Source organism: Pedobacter steynii (assembly GCF_900103665.1).
Lineage (GTDB): Bacteria > Bacteroidota > Bacteroidia > Sphingobacteriales > Sphingobacteriaceae > Pedobacter > Pedobacter steynii.
The window spans coordinates 37,589-56,089 of sequence record NZ_FNGY01000002.1; the positions used below are offsets into that span (position 1 = coordinate 37,589).

The following is an 18,501-nucleotide window of genomic DNA, read 5'->3' on the forward strand; positions in this document are numbered from 1 at the left end:
CTGTAGTGGCGGTGTAGGCCCGGCAATATGTACAGTTTTTTTTCGGCTGATATAGATTTGAGTAACCAAATATACTCATCCCTATGAAAAAAAGTCTGATTTTAGCAGGCTGTGCTATGCTTTCTGCAGTCCTGTTTTCGTGTAAAAAGGACCTCCGGTCCAATTCCAACTTAGATCTGAACGAAAAAACAACTGTCCGGGCAAATGAATCTGTCAGCATCTGGATGACAACGACAGATAAAAGTAAATTACTGCAATCCCAAAACAACGTCACCTTTGCGGCAGACGCGGGAACAAATCCCAATACCATTGTCGTTGACGAAAATACCAGCTATCAGGGTATCGACGGTTTTGGATTTACGCTGACCGGTGCAAGTGCTTCTCTCATTAATGGTCTTGGAGCCACACAGAAAAATAATTTATTGCAGGAGCTGTTTGCTACCTCCGGGAATAATATCGGAATCAGCTACCTGAGGATTACAATTGGCGCATCTGATCTCAGTGCCAGTCCTTTTACCTATAACGAGCTGGCTGCAGGACAAACCGACAACAACCTCAACAACTTCAGTATTGCTCCGGAAATGACAGATCTGGTTCCGGTATTAAAAAGCATTATTGCCATCAACCCTTCCATTAAAATTCTTGGAAGCCCCTGGACCGCCCCAAGGTGGATGAAAACCAATGGAAATTATGTTGGAGGAAGCCTGAATACTGCATATTACGATGCGTATGCCAGGTATTTCGTTAAATATATTCTCGCGATGCGTGCCCAGGGAATTACCATCGATGCGATTACCCCTCAAAATGAACCTTTAAATCCCTACAACAACCCCAGCATGCTCATGCAAGCTTCAGAGCAGGCGGCGTTCATCAAGAACAACCTCGGACCGCAGTTTAATGCCAATAATATCAGTACAAAAATCATCTCCTACGACCATAATGCGGATCGTCCGGATTATCCAATTGCCATCTTAAATGATGCGGAAGCAAGAAATTATGTGGATGGCTCTGCTTTTCATCTTTATGGTGGAAATATCAGTGCCTTAACAGAGGTGCATAACGCCTATCCTAACAAAAATATCTATTTCACAGAACAATGGGTGGGAGGCCCTAGTAATTTCGCTGGTGATCTGCAATGGCATGTAAACACCCTGATTATCGGCGCAACCAGGAACTGGAGCCGCAATGTATTGGAATGGAACCTCGCCGCTGACCAAAACTATGGTCCACATACCAACGGTGGTTGCAGCACCTGCGAAGGAGCTTTAACCATCAACGGCAGTAACATATCCAGAAATGTGTCTTATTACATCATTGCTCATGCTGCTAAGTTTGCCAGGCCCGGAGCAACAAGGATCAGTTCTAATATTGCAGGGAGTTTCCAGAATGTAGCTTTTAAAAATACAGATGGAACAAAGGTGCTGATCGTTTCCAACAGCGGATCTGGTAGTGGTACTTTTAAAGCGAAATGGGGTGCCCAGTCATTTAGTTACACCCTTCCTGCGGGAGCTGTTGCGACTTTCAAATGGTCCGGTACCACCTCAGGAAATCCGGGAACTGCACCTATAGGTCAGGTGATTTCACTTAAAGGAATGAACAATCAATTTGTGAGTGGGGAGAACGGAGCGTCTCCGATGTGGTGTAACAGACCCAGTGCGAGAGATTGGGAGAAATTTACGATAGTCGATGCAGGGGGAGGAAAAATTGCACTGAGAAGTATGAACAAATACGTTTCCTCAGAAAATGGAGCCGCTCCATTAACCTGCAGCAGAACGACAATGGAAGACTGGGAAAAATTCGACTGGATCGTGAATGCTGACGGTAAAATATCGCTCCGCGGAAATAACGGCCTTTACGTTTCTTCGGAAAACGGGGCAAATGCAATGACTTGTACCCGACCCTCAATTTCAGGATGGGAAGCATTTAGTCTCAACTAACCAAATCTAATCATCAAACCCTAAAAAAATGAAAAAAGTAAACCTGATGATCTGCCTGCTGGCAGTTTCACAAATGCTGACGTCCTGTAAAAAGGACCTTAAAACTGCCCGGGCAGAAAATGATCAACTCACTGCGCCAAGGGCCTTAACCTATCAGCAGGTCTGGTCGGATGAATTCGACGGAAATGCGGTAAACACGAATAACTGGAGCTTTGAAATCGGTGGCGGTGGATGGGGCAATAATGAAAAACAATTCTATCAGGCGGAGAATGCTGCCGTTTCCGGCGGTAACCTGATCATCACTGCAAAGAAACAAAGTGTTGGTGGTTTACCTTATACTTCTGCCAGATTGATCAGCAAAGGAAAACGGGAGTATAAATACGGACGTTTCGAGGCCCGGATTAAATTGCCGCAAGGCCAGGGGCAATGGCCTGCTTTCTGGATGTTAGGTGCTAATATTGGCCCAACCCCATGGCCCAAATGTGGTGAAATAGACATTATGGAAAATACCAACACTTCAAATACCGTACTGGGAACCATGCATTGGTTCAATACGGATTATACCTATTACGGAGGGAATATCAATACGACGCCTACAGACTATCATGTGTATCGGGTCGACTGGACACCGGCTTCCATCACCTGGTTTGTCGACAATGTCCAATTCCATGTGGGCAATATTCAGAACAACGTTAATGGAACAGAGGAGTTTCATAATCCTTTCTTTCTCTTGCTGAATTTGGCGATAGGCGGGAATCTTCCTGGGCAAAATATTGATGAAAGCAGGCTGCCTGCCAGCATGTTTGTAGATTATGTAAAGGTATATCAGCTTACCGAAGGGTCGTCTAATGCGCCTATAGGTCAGACCATTTCCCTGAAAGGAATCAACAACCTGTTTGTGAGCGGTCTGAATGGAGGAGGTCCCATGATGTGTGACCGTACAACTTCACAAGACTGGGAAAAATTTACAGTTGTAGATGCCGGAGCTGGTAAAGTTGCCTTAAGGAGCATGAACAAATATGTATCCTCAGAAAACGGAGCAGCACCCATCACCTGTAACAGAACCACGATCAGTGATTGGGAAAAGTTCGATTGGATCGTCAATGCTGATGGAAAAATATCGCTAAGGGGGAATAACGGGCGGTATATTTCTTCCGAAAATGGTACCACCGCAATGACTTGTAACCGAACGACCATCTCCGGATGGGAAGCTTTTAGCTTATAATGGCCCTCACCATGAAAAGATATCTGATCTACGTGCTTCTGATGTTTTGCTGCTTTTCTGTCTATGGGCAATTAGCCGAAGAACAGCGAAAAAGGTGGACTTTTGCTTTTTATGGTGATGACAGCTCAGAAAATTTTCAATGGTCAATTGCCGGCAACAGCAATGGACAAAATCCTAATGTTTTATCTGAAGTCATCTGGACAAAATTGAAGGGGGCAGGTATGGGATTGGATGTAGATTTAAACATCTGGTCCCATATTTTCTTTAAAGGCAGTTACCACAAAGCTTTTATCCGAAACGGGACTGCCACAGATCATGATTATGCCGCCGATGATCGGACTCAGCCTACTTACAGCGCTTTTTTAAAGAGTAATGAGGGACATACTTCCCGTTATTCAATCGCTTTGGCCTACGAGATTAAATTCCATGAACTGTTGGCTATAATGCCTTATGCAGGATATGCAAAGAACCGGCAGTCGTTCTCGCTAAAGAATTTAGAAGAAAAAGGGGACACGAAACTGAATAGCCGCTATCAGACCAATTGGAGCGGAACGGTTGTTGGTCTTGATCTGGAGGTTGCAAGGCTGCAGCGAATTAATTTGAATGCTGGGCTTAGCTATCAGCAACTTCATTATACAGGCCTGGCTGATTGGAACCTGATTGATGCTTTTAAGCATCCCCTAAGTTTCAAACACACCGCTAAGGGCTTTGAAAGTCAGGTTTTATTGCGCCTGAACTTTAAAATCAATTCCATGTGCGCTGCTTATTTAAGGGGAGAGTATCGCTATGCGGAAACGGGAAAAGGAATAGATCGGCTCTTTCTTGCAGATGGGCAGGAACGGGAATCCCGGTTTAACGGAGCGGTAAGGAAAGTAAAGGGAATAGGAGCCGGTATTATTTTTAGCATTAGATAAAGCTTATTTAGCGTTTTGTTTTAAGATAGATTCCAGCAAAAAACTCGATTCCTGTTCCGGGTTGATGAGGTCCTGAAGGGAAACTTTATCCAGTAACTGATCTACAGTCAGCTGAATCATTTGCCATAACGAACGAACGGAACAGTCGATAGAGTTGGTGCAAAGTTTTACTGCTCCCGGATATTCTTCGCAAAAGGCTTTATTGAACAGGGCACCGCCAAGAACTTTCAACACCTTATTGATGTTGACCTGATCGGCAGGTTGTGCAAGTATATATCCTCCCTTGTATCCGGGAGTACTGTTGATGTATCCGGACATGCGCAGCATTCTTGTTAGCTTGGCCACATAAGCAGTGGAGAGGCCTTCTGCCTCGCTGAGCGCAGGAATACTGATGCCTTCTCCATTTTCATGCCTGGCAATCCGAAGGAGTACCCTTAATCCATATTCTTCCTGGGCTGTAATTTTCATCAGTATCTATTTTTTTAATGGTTATGAAGCTTGCTGCGCAGGTTTCATTGGAACATATTTAATTTTAATGGTGATGAAGCTTGCTGCGCAGGTTTCATCAGTATCTATTTTTTTAATGGTTATGAAGCTTGCTGTGCAGGGTTCATTGGTATATCTTGTTTTTTTTACTGATTCTTAAAGGTTCTCAAGAACTCGTAAACTCGGTTTTGTTTCAGGATTACTTAAGGTTGATCACTTACATCATTCCCAGTTCCAGCCTTGCGGCCTCAGACATCATGTCCTTATTCCATGGGGGTGTCCAGGTTACTTCCACCGATACTTCGTTTACGCCCTCAATTTGCCTTACTTTCTGTTCCACTTCAACCGGAATATCCTGTGCTGCAGGGCAACCCGGAGCAGTAAGGGTCATGACAATCTGTACGTTGTTAAACGGTGTCATCACTTCAGTTTCGTAGATCAGTCCAAGCTCATATATGCTGACCGGTATTTCAGGATCATATATGGTCTGCAGGCAGTCAATTACTTTTTGTTTTAATTCCTCTTTATCCATGATCTATTTCTTTTCTAATCCCTGAATGGTTTGGTAAGCCAATGCATAATTTTTCATTTGTTTGATCATCGCCAATAATCCGTTGGAACGGGTTTGTGCCAGGTGAGTCATCATTCCGATTTCCCGGATAAAGTCCAGCTTAGCTTCCAGAATTTCTTCAGGACGATGCCCCGACAATACTTTGATGAGCATGCTCACCAAACCTTTTACGATCACTGCATCACTGTCTGCCTTAAAAAATACCCGGCCATCTTCATGGGCTGCGGCCAGCCAAACGGTAGATTGACAGCCTTTAATCTTATTGTCTGCTATCTTATGTTCTTCTTCCAATGCCGGGAGTTTTTTTCCCAGGTCAATAATGTACTCATATTTATCTTCCCAGCTGTCAAACAGGGCAAAATCTTCTATAATCTCTTTCTCTATTTCAAGAATTGGTTGCTGACTCATCAGGATAACATTTTAATGGATTTGTACATGCCTGCAATCAGGATATCTATTTCTTCTTTGGTATTGTAAAGTGCAAAGGAAGCCCTGACGGTTCCTGGAATGCCAAAACGTTTCATTAACGGTTGCGTGCAATGGTGTCCTGTCCTTACTGCAATTCCCAGGTTATCCAGCAAAATGCCGATGTCCTGAGGGTGGATGCCTTTAACGATGAAAGAAACCAGGCTTACCTTTTCTTTCGCCTTTCCAATGATACTCAAACCGGGAATACTTTCCAACTGTGCCGTTGCATAAGCCAATAGCCCGTTTTCATGTTTTCTGATCGTCGCTTTACCTATATTTTGAATGTAGTCCAATGCTGTTTTTAAAGCAATGGTATCGGCAATGTTTGGGGTGCCTGCTTCATATTTATAAGGAAGGTCATTATAGGTCGTCTGTTCAAAACTGACTTCCTTAATCATTTCCCCGCCACCATGAAATACCGGCATGCTTTCCAGTAATTCCCTTTTTCCGTAAAGTACACCAATCCCTGTAGGCGCATATACTTTATGGCCCGAGAAGGCAAAGAAGTCACAATCCAGGGCCTGAACATCAATGTCCAGGTGTACTGCAGACTGTGCCCCATCTACCAATACTTTTGCACCTACGGCATGTGCGGCATCAATCATTTCTTTTACAGGATTCACCGTTCCAAGAGCATTTGAGACCTGAACAATGGAAACCAGTTTAGTCTTGTCCGATAAGAGGTTTTTATACACCTCCATGGAAAGTTCTCCTTCATCAGTAACCGGAATCACCTTTAATACTGCGTTCTTCTCCTGACAAAGGATTTGCCATGGAACGATGTTGGAATGATGCTCCATTCCTGAGATCAGGATTTCATCACCCGCCCCGATGTGCTGACGGCCCCAGGTATAGGCCACGAGATTGATTCCTTCCGTAGTTCCTCTGCTGAAGATAATTTCTTCTGCCGATGCAGCTCCAATAAACTCCTGTACTGCAAAGCGTGTGGCCTCATAGGCCAAAGTTGCTTCTTCAGCAAGGGTATGGATGCCGCGGTGAATGTTTGCGTTGTAGCGGCCATAATAATCGCTAAGTGCATCAATCACGCATTGCGGCTTTTGAGAGGTCGCCGCATTGTCCAGATAAACCAGTGGTTTATCATTTACCGTTCTACTGAGAATGGGAAACTGGGACCTGATCGCTTGCAGGTCTAAATCCAGGGATATGGAATCTATCTGTGTCATTTTATGATATAGATAAGTGTTCGTAAATCAGTTCTGCTATATGATTGCGTAAGGGTTCCGGTTTGATCTGAACCAGGATGTCCGCTGCATAGGCCTCCAATAATAATACCTCTGCTGCTTCTTTTGGAATTCCTCTCGCCCTTAAATAGAACATCGCTTCTTCATCCAATTGACCGACGGTACAGCCGTGTGAACATTTGACATCATCTGCAAAAATCTCCAGTTGCGGTTTGGTATTGATGGTCGCCTGATCAGATAAGATGATGTTTTTGTTGGATTGGTAGGCATTTGTCTTCTGTGCATCAGGTTGTACAATGATTCTTCCACTGAAAACACCTGTTGAAGCATCACCGGCAATTCCTTTATATAACTGGTTGCTAAAGCAGTTTGGCTGTTTATTGTCCACTAAGGTATGGTTGTCCACATGGCTCTTCCCTTTTAAGAGGTACAATCCATATAGATGGGTTTCATTACCTGCTGCATCCAGTATCAGGTTCAGGTTGTTGCGAATTACGCCGCCGTTCAGAGAAACCACTACCGTGTGTACATAGCTTCTGCCAATCTGGTGAATATGCGTGCTGCCTACCTGACTGGCATTTAAGCCGTCGTGCTGGATTTTATAATATTCTACAAAAGCATTTTCCTTGACCACTACTTCCAGGACTTCATTGGTAAAGCTCTCCGCTGTACCTAGTGTCGTATAGGTTTCTGTCAGCTGTAATTTCGCATTTTCTTCTACAAAGATGAGGCTGCGGGGCTGAGAAAGTGTATTTTGTTGCCTTGCATCAGCAATATGATAGATATAAACCGGTTGCGTTAATTGCTGTCCTTTAGGAATCAGAATGAATAAGCCGTCCTGTATAAAGGAGGTGTTCAGGGCATGGATTCCGTCTTTGAGGTAAATACTACTTTGTCCCAGGTGTGTTTTAACAAGCTCCTGATATTCCCCTTTTAAAGCTTCTTCCAAAGTCAATATGATTAGTTGCGATGCTGCGGAACGAATGGTCGACAGCGCCGGAATAAATCGTCCGTTTACGAAAATTAATTCATTGGCCTGCTCATAGCCTGCTAAGCGAATGGCATCTATATCCGAAAGCTGAACGGCCTGAGCATCATTTGCAAACTGATACTCCTTGTCAAATAAACTGCTGATATTGGTATATTTCCATTCTTCCAACTTATAGGTCGGTAAGCCTGATTTATTAAAGGTGTCGAAACCATCGGTCCTGAGTTCAGTGATGGCGGTTGCGGGACCGGAATCCTGAAGTTGCTCAAACTGATCTTTAAAATAATTTACATTCGTCATTATCTTTATGTTTTGATGATGATCTGCTTACAGACTGGCTGCTAAATCTGCTTCATCCGTAATAAAATCGTATCCTTTATCTTCCAGTTCCAATGCCAGTTCTTTCGTTCCGGATTTAACAATCTTTCCGTTGTAAAGGACATGCACGTAATCAGGCTGAATGTAATCCAGCAGGCGCTGATAGTGGGTGATGAGTAAAATAGCGCGGTTTTCATTCCTCAACTTATTAATCCCATTCGCCACGATGCGTAAGGCATCGATGTCAAGTCCGGAATCTGTTTCATCAAGAATGGCCAGTTTGGGCTCCAGCATGGCCATCTGAAAAACTTCATTTCTTTTCTTTTCTCCACCGGAGAACCCTTCATTGATGGAACGGCTAAGGAGTGATTGATCGATTTCCACTAAAGCCATCTTTTGCTTCATTATTTTTAGGAAGGCTACTGCATCTAAGGGTTCTTCACCCTGATACTTACGCTTTTCATTTACGGCAGCTTTGATGAAATTGGTCGTGCTAACCCCGGGGATTTCTACCGGGTATTGAAAGGCAAGAAAAAGGCCTTCACGTGCCCTGTCTTCTGTAGAAAGCTCCAGTAAGTCTTTTTCCAGGAAGGTCACCTCACCTTCAGTTACTTCATATTCTTCTCTTCCTGCAAGTACGGAGGCAAGGGTGCTTTTGCCGGAACCATTAGGTCCCATGATGGCATGAACTTCTCCTGCTTTAATCTCGAGATTAATTCCTTTCAGGATTTCCTTACCTTCAATATTTGCGTGTATATTTTTGATTGATAACATGTCTTGTAAATTTTTAGGGGTACTTAAATTATCCTACACTGCCTTCCATACTGATGGCAAGTAGTTTTTGAGCTTCTATGGCAAATTCCATAGGCAACTGGTTCATTACTTCTTTAGCAAATCCATTGACAATCATGGCGACGGCTGTTTCTGCATCAATCCCCCGCTGTCTGCAATAGAACAATTGATCTTCCCCGATTTTGGAGGTCGTTGCTTCATGTTCTACAATGGCGGTTTTGTTTTTTACTTCTATATAAGGGAAGGTATGGGCGCCACATTTATCGCCCAGCAGAAGAGAATCACATTGTGAATAGTTTCTTGCGTTTGTAGCCCCTTTACTTGCACGGACTAAACCGCGGTAACTGTTCTGACTTTGTCCGGCCGAGATCCCTTTGGAAACAATCCTGCTGCGGGTATTTTTCCCCAGGTGAATCATTTTCGTCCCCGTATCTGCCTGTTGGTGATGGTTGGTAAAAGCTACAGAATAAAACTCACCTATAGAATGGTCTCCTTTAAGAATTACGCTTGGGTATTTCCAGGTAATGGCCGATCCGGTTTCCACCTGTGTCCAGGAGATTTTCGAATGCTCACCCTGACACATGCCCCGTTTGGTGACGAAGTTATAAATTCCCCCGTTCCCGTCTTTATCACCGGGATACCAGTTTTGAACAGTAGAGTATTTGATCTCTGCCTTTTTCATCGCCACCAGTTCAACAACAGCAGCATGTAGCTGATTTTCGTCCCTCATTGGTGCAGTACATCCTTCCAGGTAACTGACATAACTTTCCTCTTCCGCAATGATCAGGGTCCGTTCAAACTGACCGGAGTTTTCTGCATTGATGCGGAAATAGGTAGAAAGTTCCATTGGGCAGCGCACACCTTTAGGGATATAGCAGAAGGATCCGTCCGTGAAAACCGCCGAATTTAAGGCCGCAAAGTAATTGTCTGTCATCGGAACCACCGAACCCAGGTGTTTTTTGACCAGGTCAGGATGTTTCTGAATCGCCTCACTGATGGAGCAAAAAATAACGCCAATCTCCGAAAGTTGCTCTTTAAAAGAGGTGGCGATAGAAACACTGTCCATTACTACATCGACAGCAACACCAGTCAGCCTTTTTTGTTCATTCAATGAGATGCCCAGCTTCTCAAAAGTACGGAGTAATTCAGGATCTACCTCATTAAGGCTATTGAGCTGCTCTTTCTTTTTCGGTGCAGCATAATAAATGATATCCTGATAATTGATCGGAGGGTATTTCACATTGGGCCATTTGGGTTCTTCCAGCTTCAGCCAGTGCGCATAGGCTTTCAGTCGCCAGTTCAGCATCCATTCCGGCTCGTTCTTCTTTTTTGAAATGAGCTCCACAACAGCCTCATTTAGTCCTTTGGGAATAATATCCGTATCAATATCTGTAACAAAGCCGTACTTGTAATCATTTAGTGCGGTTTGCTCAAGCATATTTAAATCTTCATTCATGATATCGGTCTTTTAACTATGATAATCGCAATAATTTACCTGACAAAGGTACGGCTCTTTCACTGTTTATACAAAATAGTATAAACAGTGAAATGTAAGATTTGCAGATTATGGTTTTACCGTAAAAAAATAGATATTTGAATTGATGTCGAACCAGCTGATCTCTTTTCTCCAATTGTATAGGCCAATCCGCGAAGCAGATCAGGAATTGATTTCCGCTGAATTTGAGTATAAAACCTTTCCCGAAGGGAGTTATCTCTTTGAAGGGATGAAGGTTTGTTCCGAGCTTTTCTTTATTTGTGACGGGATTCTCCGGATTCTGGCACACCAGGCAGCAGGAAAAGAACTGACCCGTTATTTATTGCCGGCAGATCAGTTTTGTACACTTTTAAATAGCTTTAACCATGAGGTTCCTGCTCCTGAACAGATTCAGGCAGTCTGTAATGTTCAGGTCCTGGTGATTTCTAAAAAGAACCTGATCAGCTTATATAAGCGTTTGCCTTATCTAAAGGTCCTGATCGATGAAATTATTCAACAATCTCTGATGGAGAAAAACCAGATCAGGAACGCCTACCTTGAAATGGAGCCCTCCCTCCGTTACGAAGAATTTATAAATGACCAGCCTGATATCGCATTGCGTGTTCCTTTGAACGATGTGGCCAGTTATCTTGGTGTGAGCCCGCAATTGATCAACAGGTTAAGGAAACAGGTGGATGAGCAGGCCTCAGACCAGGGTATTGAATTTTGATGCGATGTGATTTCTGGCATGTTTCTGAAATTCTTCCGGAGATTGTGCGGTTTGTTTCTTGAAAAACCTGCTGAAATAGGGGCGGTCTGTGAAATTCAGGTCGTAAGCAATTTGTTTTAAGGACTGCTCACTATGAATGATCTTTCTTTTTGCCTCTAAGATGATCCGGTCGTGGATCAGTTGCATACTGGTTTTGTGAAGTTTTTCCTTTAGTACCTGGTTCAGCCGTTTTGAGCTCAGATTTAGTGCTGCAGCATAGAAATCCGCATTGCGTTCCTGTAGGTAATTGTCTTCCAGTAACAGCATAAACTCATATACCCGCTTCTGATTGAGGTCCTGACTGGTAAATACATGTTCCTTAATGCGAATGAGTTTCAGCAGAAAAACCTTTAACATGGCTTTCAGGATAGAGAAGTTGTTTTGCTGAAGCAGGTATTCTTCTTCCATCAGGGCATAGATCTTTTCGAGTTCCGCTGCATTTTCAAGCTGGAGCGGCAGAAAGGAGAACTCTCCCTGGATGTTGAAAATCTTAAAGATATCCAGGTAAAACTCTTTATCCTCTTCTCCAAGGAAGTCTCTTTTGAAAGAGAGTAAAACACCATTTTTTCCTGCTTTGTTCAATTGATGTACCCGGTAAGGAGGGATCAGATAGATCCAGTTTCCCAGTTCTTCCCCTTCCTTCGTCGCATGTAAAGGATATTCATTTTTTAACCAGACGATTTCAAAGAAATCCTTTCTCCCCGGATCATTGAGGTAACTCGGTGGACAATTTTCCAGGTTCCTGATATAGATCAGGGATTTTTCTAATCCAGGTAGGGGTTGTTCTTTCATTGAGGATACAAATATAAGCTATCCTCAATTGGCGCATTGGACAATTAGGACATTAGGGTGGACTTATTTCCAAATGAGCCTGTTTTTTTCCAGATAATCCAATATAATGCGCAGAATGTATAAGGGCTGGGGGAATTGCTGAGGATACCTTTGCGCCACAAACATCGGGGAAATCATGAAAGAACAGAAATTTTCAACAGCAATCAAAGCAAATATGGAGTTGATTTTAAAGGAACAGCTTAGTTTGTCGGCAAAGATAGATTTTGCGCAGGTTGCGGCTTTTATCCCCTATGTGTATAGCGCGGATCGTCTCTTTCTAATTGCTGCCGGACGCTCCGGACTTGCCTTAAAGGCAGCGGCAATGCGCTTAATGCATTTTGGACTGAAAGTATTTGTGGTGGGTGAAATTACGACTCCTGCAATTACAGCAGGGGATCTTTTGATTGCAGCATCCGGTTCAGGAACGACTGCTTCAATTTTGACAGCCGCAGAAAAAGCAGTTAAGGCAGGAGCGAAAGTACTTTCATTTTCTACCACTTTGGATTCGCCTTTGGCAAAACTGGCTGCACATACGATCATCCTTCCTGCTGCGCAGAAAGAAGACCATGGCAAAAGTATTTCCGAACAATATGCAGGAAGCTTATTTGAACAGGGATTGTGGCTGCTTACCGATGCGATCTTTCAAACGATGTGGGCAGAGAAAGAAGTTCCGGCCGAAGTGCTTTGGAAAAGACATGCAAACCTGGAATAAAGATAAAAAACTTGAATAGAAATAAAAAAAACAATCATATTATGGCAAAATTACAAGTAGCAATAGATTTATTGAGCACAACAGAAGCATTGGCATTGGTGGCCAAAATTGCTCCTTATATTGATATTATTGAATTAGGAACTCCTTTAATTAAAAAAGAAGGCTTAGCTGTGGTTACCGCAATGAAAGCAGCCTATCCGGACAAATTGGTCTTTGCAGATTTGAAAACGATGGATGCGGGAGAGTTGGAAGCAGATATCGCATTTAAAGCAGGTGCGGATTTGGTAACTGTTCTGGGTGCTGCAGGTGATGCAACGATTGCTGGTGCAATTAAGGCAGGAAAAGCACATGGGAAAGGTGTGGTTGTCGATACCATTGGTGTGGCTGACCGTGTGAAGCGTGCTCAGGAAGCGATCGCATTGGGAGCGGAGTTTGTAGAATTGCATGCTGGTTTAGACGAGCAATGGACGGAAGGATATTCTATCCAGGTATTGATCGATGAAGCTGCAAAAGCAGGTGTTCCGGTTTCTATTGCAGGTGGTGTAAACATCAATAACGTGAGAGCAGTAATTAAAGCGGGTGCAATTGTAGCAGTAGCTGGTGCAGCCATTTATGGCGCAGAAGATCCTGCGGCTGCGGCTAAAGGCTTGCGTGAGGCGATTGATGCAGTAGCATAAAGTATAAATAAATTGTTGAAACTGGCCGTCTGGAGAATTATCTTCAGGCGGTCTTTTTTTAGTCCTGTTTATTTCCAATGGGTTTCCTGGGTATGAGGAAAAGCAATTCTGGGAATTTGTTACTACTTTTAATGCTGGATAAGGAATGACTAGCTTTGTTCAGCATACTCAAATGAAAGAAACAGAAAAGAAACCAGTCTTTGATTCCTTGCTAAAGCAATGCCTCCACTTTGGATTACCGGTAGCTGATATTGACGGGAAAATTGATTTTACTGTTCATCATCTGCAGGACATTTATCTGGATCTTCCTTTTAAATCTCCGGTTTACCGGGCCAACTTTTTCTCTTTTGTTTTCGTTAAAGATGGACATGGTAAATACACAACAGACGATCTCGTTTTTGATACACAGCCCGGAACGATTTATTTCACCAATCCCGGCCATTATAAATCCCATGAATGGAAGGACCTGCAGGAGGTCTGTCTGATCACCCTTAGTGAATCTTTTTTAAAGGAGAATGTCCATCCTGATGTTTTCGAAGCGTTTCCTTTTCTCCTGGCGGAGACCGTTTTGCCAAAGTTGCTGGCCCCGGAATCATTCTCGGAATTTGAACAATTGTACCTGCAAATCCGAAAAGAGTATTTAGCCGCTTCTCCGTATCGCAACAAGATCATCGGGAACCTGTTTGTGGTACTGCTATTGAAAATAAAAGAACATTTCTGGAAGGACTATAATCCGATTTATGAGGGGAGCCGAAGTTCTCAGATCGTTAAAAGTTTCAAACAAACCCTTGAAAAACATTATCGGGAATTAAGTGCCGGAAAGACAACTCAGGTTTTTCGTATTCAGGAGTATGCAGATGCTCAAAACCTGCATCCTAACTATTTAAGTAACGTGGTGAAAAGCAAGACAGGAAAAGCTATCGGCACCTGGATTGCAGAGAAGACAATTGCGGAAGCGAAATCATTACTGCAGCAGTCGGCTATCCCGGTCAAAGAGATTGCCTTTCTTTTGGGTTTTTCTGAATCTGCACATTTCAGCAATTACTTTAAAAAGCATACCGGATTTTCTCCAATACTGTACCGGAAGGTGCACTCGGGACTTAGACTGAACTGAGCAATCAATTGACGAACAGCCATCTTATGGGACGTCTGATGGGAGTAGAAGATGTAGCTAATGCTGCAATTTGCTCAGCAAATACAGAAGGCCCTGTCCAAAAGTAATATCCCTGCTAAGGGATTGATCAGCGTACAGAGTGATTACGGGGTTAAAGAAACCGTGAACAGGCTGGTTGTTGCTATAGCATCAAAAGAGATGACCGTCTTTCTTAGAATGGATCATGCAGAAAATGCAATTAAAGCAGGGTTACATGGTTTAACAGATCAGCGTAAAGGAATTAAAAAAAACAATGGAAACCGCAATGATCGCCTTAGTAAATGCGGCGGCAAAGGCTAAATAATTTGAATACAATCCGAAAAAAATAATATTTCCCTGTAGGATAATGGTTTAAATATTTTTATATTTAAGGATAATGGAAAGTGCAATCATCCAGCCTCTTAAGTCTAAGGAAAGAACGATTATCGTAGACATTCTACGGGCATGGGCCCTGCTTGGTGTAGCCATCGGCAATTACGTGGATTACTTTAGCGTGGGGAAGCCGGTAAAACATGCTCCGGATAAAATATCTGATATCCTGACCCTGGTAAACCAGTATTTTTTTGCCGCAAAATCATGGACATTACTCAGCATATTATTTGGTTATGGTTTTGCCGTTTTAATGAATAATATCGCGCAAAAAGGTAAAAATCCCATCTTGTTTTTTTCCAAACGCATGTTTTGGCTGTTTGTTCTTGCCTTCATCAATTCTGCTTTCTGGTTTGGCGACATTTTAAAAGACTATGCCTTTTTAGGTCTCGTGTTGTTGCTGTTTTATCAGGCTTCTGCTAAAACGGCTTTTAGGACAAGTATTCTTTTATTGCTCATCGTTCCCTTTGTATCCGCCTGGCTGACTGCTGTTTCTCATTATGACAATAATAAAGAGATGGCGAAGATTTTACCACTTTATTACAGTCACAACTGGATGGATGTTTTTGTAATGAACCTCAGGGGAACTTATTTGCTGGAAATGGTCAATCCCCAATATGCAATCACTGTTCACATTGTGATGTTTGCCTGTATGTTGCTTGGTTTTGCTGCTCAGCGGATTGGCTTTTTTGACCGGTTGCCTGAATTTAAAAAGCAATTAAAGCGCTTGTTTTGGATCAGCCTGGCAGGAGCCATTATATTTAATATGCTCTTAAAGGTAGCAGTTAGTCATGAGTTGAAGCTGTTGAAATTCTTCAGACCTGGATATTGGGTGGTTTTAAGTACCATGCTCAGTATCATGTCTGGCATTTGCTGGCTTTATATCAGCGGTAAACTGAAAGGTTTTTTTTATGGCTTGCAATTCATGGGTAAGATGACCCTGACCAATTATATGGTGCAAAATGTGATGGCCACATTCCTGTTTTTAAATGTTGGGTTCGGATGGTTTAATACAAAGCCTTATTGGTTTTATGTTTTAGCAGCAGTATTGGTCTTCGTTGCTCAGATCTTCATTAGCAAATGGTGGTTAAACCATTATAACTATGGCCCTGTAGAATGGATTTGGCGTCAGTTAAGTTATGGCAAGCGTTTGCCGATTAAAAAAGTAAAAGAAATCAAAGCATAATCCATCTTTTTCCTCGGAAAATCCATCAAATTGTTAGCCCTTTTGTTCTAAATTTACAAATAGGGTTGGGAATCAAATAGATCAACACACGAAACCAAATAAATCTTTGTATGTATCGCAGGCTTTTTTATTTAATGCTGGCGTTTGTGGCGGTCGTATATACGATACAAGCCTGCAATTCGTCGGTTAGTCAGGTTGTTGAAGAACAGATACCGGATAAGGTCAGCTATAATTTTCATGTCCGGCCGATTCTGTCGGATAAATGTTTCACCTGTCATGGGCCGGATGCCAATAAACGGGAAGCAGGATTAAGGCTTGATATTGCCGAAGAAGCTTATAAAGCATTAAAGGAAAACCCTTCTGCACATGCACTTGTTCCTTTTAAGCCTAAGGCTTCTGAAGTTTTCCTTCGCATTTCCTCTACCGATTCTGCTTTGATGATGCCACCCAAATCTTCTAATCTGAAGCTCACTGCCCATGAAATTTCTATGATAGAAAAATGGATCAAACAGGGTGCTAAATATGAACGCCACTGGGCTTTTAATCCGCCTAAGGCTCCGGCTATCCCTAAAGTTAAAACTGAAGACTGGGCAAAGAATGAAATCGATCATTTTATCCTGGCAAAGTTGGAACAGAAAGGAGTAAAACCCAATGCGGAAGCCGATAAAGAAAGGTTGTTGAAAAGACTCAGCCTCGACCTGACCGGCTTGCCTCCTGACATCGCCATCATGGACAAATTCCTCGCCGACGGCAGCAGTAATGCCTATGAGAAAGTGCTGGAGTCACTATTGAAAAGCCCTGCTTATGGAGAGAAGATGGCCCTTCACTGGCTGGATGTTTCCCGCTATGCAGATTCCCATGGCTATCAGGACGACAACTACCGTTCTCAATGGCCCTGGAGAGACTGGGTGATTCATGCTTTTAATAAAAACATGCCTTATGATGAGTTCATTACCTGGCAGCTTGCAGGAGACCTGATGCCGAATGCGACTAAAGAACAATTGCTTGCTACGGGTTTTAACCGCAACCATAAAATCACGGAAGAGGGCGGGGTAATTGATGAAGAATACCGCGTAGAGTACGTGACCGATCGTACGAATGCCTTTGGCAAAGCATTATTGGGCGTTACTTTAGAATGCGCCCATTGTCATGATCATAAATACGATCCCTTCTCTCAAAAAGAATATTATCAGGTATTTGCTTTCTTTAATAATGTAAAGGAAGTCGGGCTCGAATCCAGTGTCGGCGGGCCGGAAACCTATGCAAAGAAACCCCTGATGGAAATCAGCAATGAAGACGTTAAAAAGATATTAACGTTTGTCAATAAACAGGATACAAGCAAACTGATTGTTTCTGTGATGGGCGACAGAGATACTTTGAGAAAAACATACATCCTAAACCGGGGTGTTTATGATGCCCATGGTACTGAAGTTGAGGCTGGAACACCTAAATCGGTTTTGCCTTTTAGCAGTCAGTATGCTAAAAACAGGCTTGGATTATCTAAATGGTTATTTGATAAACAAAATCCACTAACCTCCAGAGTCTTTGTGAATCAGGTTTGGCAGGAGTTTTTTGGACGTGGTCTGGTGAAAACTTCAGGAGATTTCGGAATGCAGGGCGAGTTGCCTTCCCATCCGGAATTGCTGGACTGGCTGGCGGTAGATTTTATGAACCATGGCTGGAATATCAAACGCCTGGTAAAGCAGATCGTTAGCTCGGCCACTTATCGGCAGTCGGCAGTAGTGACCGCTGAAAAGCTAAGAACAGATCCGGAAAATATTCTTCTGGCGAGAGCTCCACGCTACCGGATCCCTGCCGAATCGGTTAGAGATGTGGTTCTGGCAAGTAGTGGACTGCTGGTGAAAACCATTGGTGGGCCAAGTGTAAAGCCTTATCAGCCCGGCGGACTCTGGGAAGCGGCCACTTCAGGACGTGGAATTCTGGCCAATTACAAGCAGGACCATGGTCAGAGTTTATACCGGAGAGGCATGTACACCTTTATCAAGCGTACGGTGCCGCCTCCAACGATGAGCATTTTTGATGCGAGCAACAGGGATCAGTGCGAGGTAAAACGCTTAAATACGAATACGCCTTTACAGGCATTGGTGATGTTAAATGATCCAACTGTACTGGAAGCCTCCCGTGTATTGGCAGCGAAATTATTACAGGAAAATACTGCGGTGGAGGCGAAGGTGATCAAAGCATTTCGCCTGATTGTATGCCGGAATCCCAACGAAAGGGAAATCAAGTTGCTCAGTTCTTATTATAATGATCAGTTAAAGGTATTTGCAAAAAATTCAAAAGCCGAAAAGGTGTTGGCGGTAGGAGAGTTCCCGATTCCTGAGAAAATCAACAAGCAGAGCCTGGCGGCAATGATGGAGGTCATGACGACCATTTACAATTTAGAAGAAACGATTACAAAAACCTGA

Annotated in this window: 18 protein-coding genes; 10 read left to right on the forward strand and 8 right to left on the reverse strand. The window is 43.1% G+C overall.

Features of this window, described 5'->3' with window-relative positions:
- The first annotated feature begins 83 nt into the window (after positions 1–83).
- From BLQ87_RS04495 to BLQ87_RS04505, 3 genes are read left to right on the forward strand one after another with little or no spacing between them, the layout of a single operon-like run.
- On the forward strand, positions 84–1,937 hold the full coding sequence (locus BLQ87_RS04495) for a glycoside hydrolase family 30 beta sandwich domain-containing protein (protein ID WP_074604979.1): 1,854 nt from the start codon (positions 84–86) through the stop codon (positions 1,935–1,937).
- A 28-nt stretch (positions 1,938–1,965) separates the two neighbouring features.
- Positions 1,966–3,162, forward strand: coding sequence for a family 16 glycosylhydrolase (locus BLQ87_RS04500; protein WP_074604980.1), 1,197 nt, complete (start codon positions 1,966–1,968; stop codon positions 3,160–3,162).
- 11 nt (positions 3,163–3,173) lie between these two features.
- On the forward strand, positions 3,174–4,076 hold the full coding sequence (locus tag BLQ87_RS04505) for a hypothetical protein (protein ID WP_143010346.1): 903 nt from the start codon (positions 3,174–3,176) through the stop codon (positions 4,074–4,076).
- A 3-nt stretch (positions 4,077–4,079) separates the two neighbouring features.
- Here the strand turns inward: BLQ87_RS04505 and BLQ87_RS04510 are convergent, their stop codons facing one another.
- From BLQ87_RS04510 to sufB, 7 genes are all read right to left on the reverse strand, one after another.
- Positions 4,080–4,544, reverse strand: a complete 465-nt coding sequence (locus tag BLQ87_RS04510; RefSeq protein ID WP_074604982.1) for an RrF2 family transcriptional regulator — start codon at positions 4,542–4,544, stop codon at positions 4,080–4,082.
- 235 nt (positions 4,545–4,779) lie between these two features.
- Positions 4,780–5,094 (reverse strand): iron-sulfur cluster assembly protein, encoded by a 315-nt coding sequence (locus BLQ87_RS04515; RefSeq protein WP_069380273.1) that lies wholly within the window; start codon positions 5,092–5,094, stop codon positions 4,780–4,782.
- Between the two features lie 3 nt (positions 5,095–5,097).
- A complete protein-coding gene (locus tag BLQ87_RS04520) occupies positions 5,098–5,541 on the reverse strand; it encodes a SufE family protein (protein ID WP_074604983.1) in 444 nt (147 codons plus the stop codon).
- A complete protein-coding gene (locus BLQ87_RS04525; RefSeq protein WP_172664849.1) occupies positions 5,541–6,785 on the reverse strand; it encodes a cysteine desulfurase in 1,245 nt (414 codons plus the stop codon). Before BLQ87_RS04525 ends, BLQ87_RS04520 begins: the two co-directional genes overlap by 1 nt.
- A gap of 1 nt (position 6,786) precedes the next feature.
- The gene (gene sufD, locus BLQ87_RS04530; RefSeq protein WP_074604984.1) at positions 6,787–8,091 is read right to left on the reverse strand and encodes a Fe-S cluster assembly protein SufD; all 1,305 of its coding nucleotides are present in this window, start codon (positions 8,089–8,091) and stop codon (positions 6,787–6,789) included.
- A gap of 27 nt (positions 8,092–8,118) precedes the next feature.
- Positions 8,119–8,883 carry a Fe-S cluster assembly ATPase SufC gene (gene sufC / locus BLQ87_RS04535; RefSeq protein WP_074604985.1) on the reverse strand — a complete coding sequence of 255 codons (765 nt, stop codon included), beginning with the start codon at positions 8,881–8,883 and terminating at the stop codon, positions 8,119–8,121.
- A 28-nt stretch (positions 8,884–8,911) separates the two neighbouring features.
- On the reverse strand, positions 8,912–10,357 hold the full coding sequence (gene sufB / locus BLQ87_RS04540; RefSeq protein WP_074604986.1) for a Fe-S cluster assembly protein SufB: 1,446 nt from the start codon (positions 10,355–10,357) through the stop codon (positions 8,912–8,914).
- A 145-nt stretch (positions 10,358–10,502) separates the two neighbouring features.
- On the opposite strand from sufB, the gene BLQ87_RS04545 reads away from it, so the two are divergent.
- Entirely contained in the window at positions 10,503–11,105 is a 603-nt protein-coding gene (locus BLQ87_RS04545; protein ID WP_074604987.1) for a Crp/Fnr family transcriptional regulator, read from the forward strand.
- Here BLQ87_RS04545 and BLQ87_RS04550 read toward each other — a convergent pair.
- On the reverse strand, positions 11,082–11,936 hold the full coding sequence (locus tag BLQ87_RS04550; RefSeq protein ID WP_074604988.1) for a helix-turn-helix domain-containing protein: 855 nt from the start codon (positions 11,934–11,936) through the stop codon (positions 11,082–11,084). The two genes, BLQ87_RS04545 and BLQ87_RS04550, sit on opposite strands and share 24 nt — an antisense overlap.
- 175 nt (positions 11,937–12,111) lie before the next feature.
- On the opposite strand from BLQ87_RS04550, the gene hxlB reads away from it, so the two are divergent.
- The 6 genes from hxlB (at position 12,112) to BLQ87_RS04580 (ending at position 18,501) form a co-directional block, all read left to right on the forward strand.
- On the forward strand, positions 12,112–12,687 hold the full coding sequence (gene hxlB, locus BLQ87_RS04555) for a 6-phospho-3-hexuloisomerase (RefSeq protein ID WP_074604989.1): 576 nt from the start codon (positions 12,112–12,114) through the stop codon (positions 12,685–12,687).
- Positions 12,688–12,728: 41 nt separating this feature from the next.
- The gene (gene hxlA / locus BLQ87_RS04560; RefSeq protein WP_074605611.1) at positions 12,729–13,364 is read left to right on the forward strand and encodes a 3-hexulose-6-phosphate synthase; all 636 of its coding nucleotides are present in this window, start codon (positions 12,729–12,731) and stop codon (positions 13,362–13,364) included.
- A gap of 172 nt (positions 13,365–13,536) precedes the next feature.
- Positions 13,537–14,478 (forward strand): AraC family transcriptional regulator, encoded by a 942-nt coding sequence (locus BLQ87_RS04565; RefSeq protein ID WP_074604990.1) that lies wholly within the window; start codon positions 13,537–13,539, stop codon positions 14,476–14,478.
- Between the two features lie 60 nt (positions 14,479–14,538).
- On the forward strand, positions 14,539–14,817 hold the full coding sequence (locus tag BLQ87_RS04570) for a DUF302 domain-containing protein (protein ID WP_074604991.1): 279 nt from the start codon (positions 14,539–14,541) through the stop codon (positions 14,815–14,817).
- A gap of 76 nt (positions 14,818–14,893) precedes the next feature.
- Entirely contained in the window at positions 14,894–16,072 is a 1,179-nt protein-coding gene (locus BLQ87_RS04575; RefSeq protein ID WP_074604992.1) for a DUF418 domain-containing protein, read from the forward strand.
- A gap of 110 nt (positions 16,073–16,182) precedes the next feature.
- Positions 16,183–18,501, forward strand: coding sequence for a PSD1 and planctomycete cytochrome C domain-containing protein (locus BLQ87_RS04580; protein ID WP_074604993.1), 2,319 nt, complete (start codon positions 16,183–16,185; stop codon positions 18,499–18,501).

What these genes read in the sequence shown, in the direction of transcription:
- BLQ87_RS04495 (WP_074604979.1), top strand. Translation starts at nt 84, where the DNA reads ATGAAAAAAAGTCTGATTTTAGCAGGCTGTGCTATGCTTTCTGCAGTC.
- BLQ87_RS04500 (WP_074604980.1), top strand. Translation starts at nt 1,966, where the DNA reads ATGAAAAAAGTAAACCTGATGATCTGCCTGCTGGCAGTTTCACAAATG.
- BLQ87_RS04505 (WP_143010346.1), top strand. Translation starts at nt 3,174, where the DNA reads ATGAAAAGATATCTGATCTACGTGCTTCTGATGTTTTGCTGCTTTTCT.
- BLQ87_RS04510 (WP_074604982.1), bottom strand. Translation starts at nt 4,544, where the DNA reads ATGAAAATTACAGCCCAGGAAGAATATGGATTAAGGGTACTCCTTCGG.
- BLQ87_RS04515 (WP_069380273.1), bottom strand. Translation starts at nt 5,094, where the DNA reads ATGGATAAAGAGGAATTAAAACAAAAAGTAATTGACTGCCTGCAGACC.
- BLQ87_RS04520 (WP_074604983.1), bottom strand. Translation starts at nt 5,541, where the DNA reads ATGAGTCAGCAACCAATTCTTGAAATAGAGAAAGAGATTATAGAAGAT.
- BLQ87_RS04525 (WP_172664849.1), bottom strand. Translation starts at nt 6,785, where the DNA reads ATGACACAGATAGATTCCATATCCCTGGATTTAGACCTGCAAGCGATC.
- sufD (WP_074604984.1), bottom strand. Translation starts at nt 8,091, where the DNA reads ATGACGAATGTAAATTATTTTAAAGATCAGTTTGAGCAACTTCAGGAT.
- sufC (WP_074604985.1), bottom strand. Translation starts at nt 8,883, where the DNA reads ATGTTATCAATCAAAAATATACACGCAAATATTGAAGGTAAGGAAATC.
- sufB (WP_074604986.1), bottom strand. Translation starts at nt 10,357, where the DNA reads ATGAATGAAGATTTAAATATGCTTGAGCAAACCGCACTAAATGATTAC.
- BLQ87_RS04545 (WP_074604987.1), top strand. Translation starts at nt 10,503, where the DNA reads ATGTCGAACCAGCTGATCTCTTTTCTCCAATTGTATAGGCCAATCCGC.
- BLQ87_RS04550 (WP_074604988.1), bottom strand. Translation starts at nt 11,936, where the DNA reads ATGAAAGAACAACCCCTACCTGGATTAGAAAAATCCCTGATCTATATC.
- hxlB (WP_074604989.1), top strand. Translation starts at nt 12,112, where the DNA reads ATGAAAGAACAGAAATTTTCAACAGCAATCAAAGCAAATATGGAGTTG.
- hxlA (WP_074605611.1), top strand. Translation starts at nt 12,729, where the DNA reads ATGGCAAAATTACAAGTAGCAATAGATTTATTGAGCACAACAGAAGCA.
- BLQ87_RS04565 (WP_074604990.1), top strand. Translation starts at nt 13,537, where the DNA reads ATGAAAGAAACAGAAAAGAAACCAGTCTTTGATTCCTTGCTAAAGCAA.
- BLQ87_RS04570 (WP_074604991.1), top strand. Translation starts at nt 14,539, where the DNA reads ATGCTGCAATTTGCTCAGCAAATACAGAAGGCCCTGTCCAAAAGTAAT.
- BLQ87_RS04575 (WP_074604992.1), top strand. Translation starts at nt 14,894, where the DNA reads ATGGAAAGTGCAATCATCCAGCCTCTTAAGTCTAAGGAAAGAACGATT.
- BLQ87_RS04580 (WP_074604993.1), top strand. Translation starts at nt 16,183, where the DNA reads ATGTATCGCAGGCTTTTTTATTTAATGCTGGCGTTTGTGGCGGTCGTA.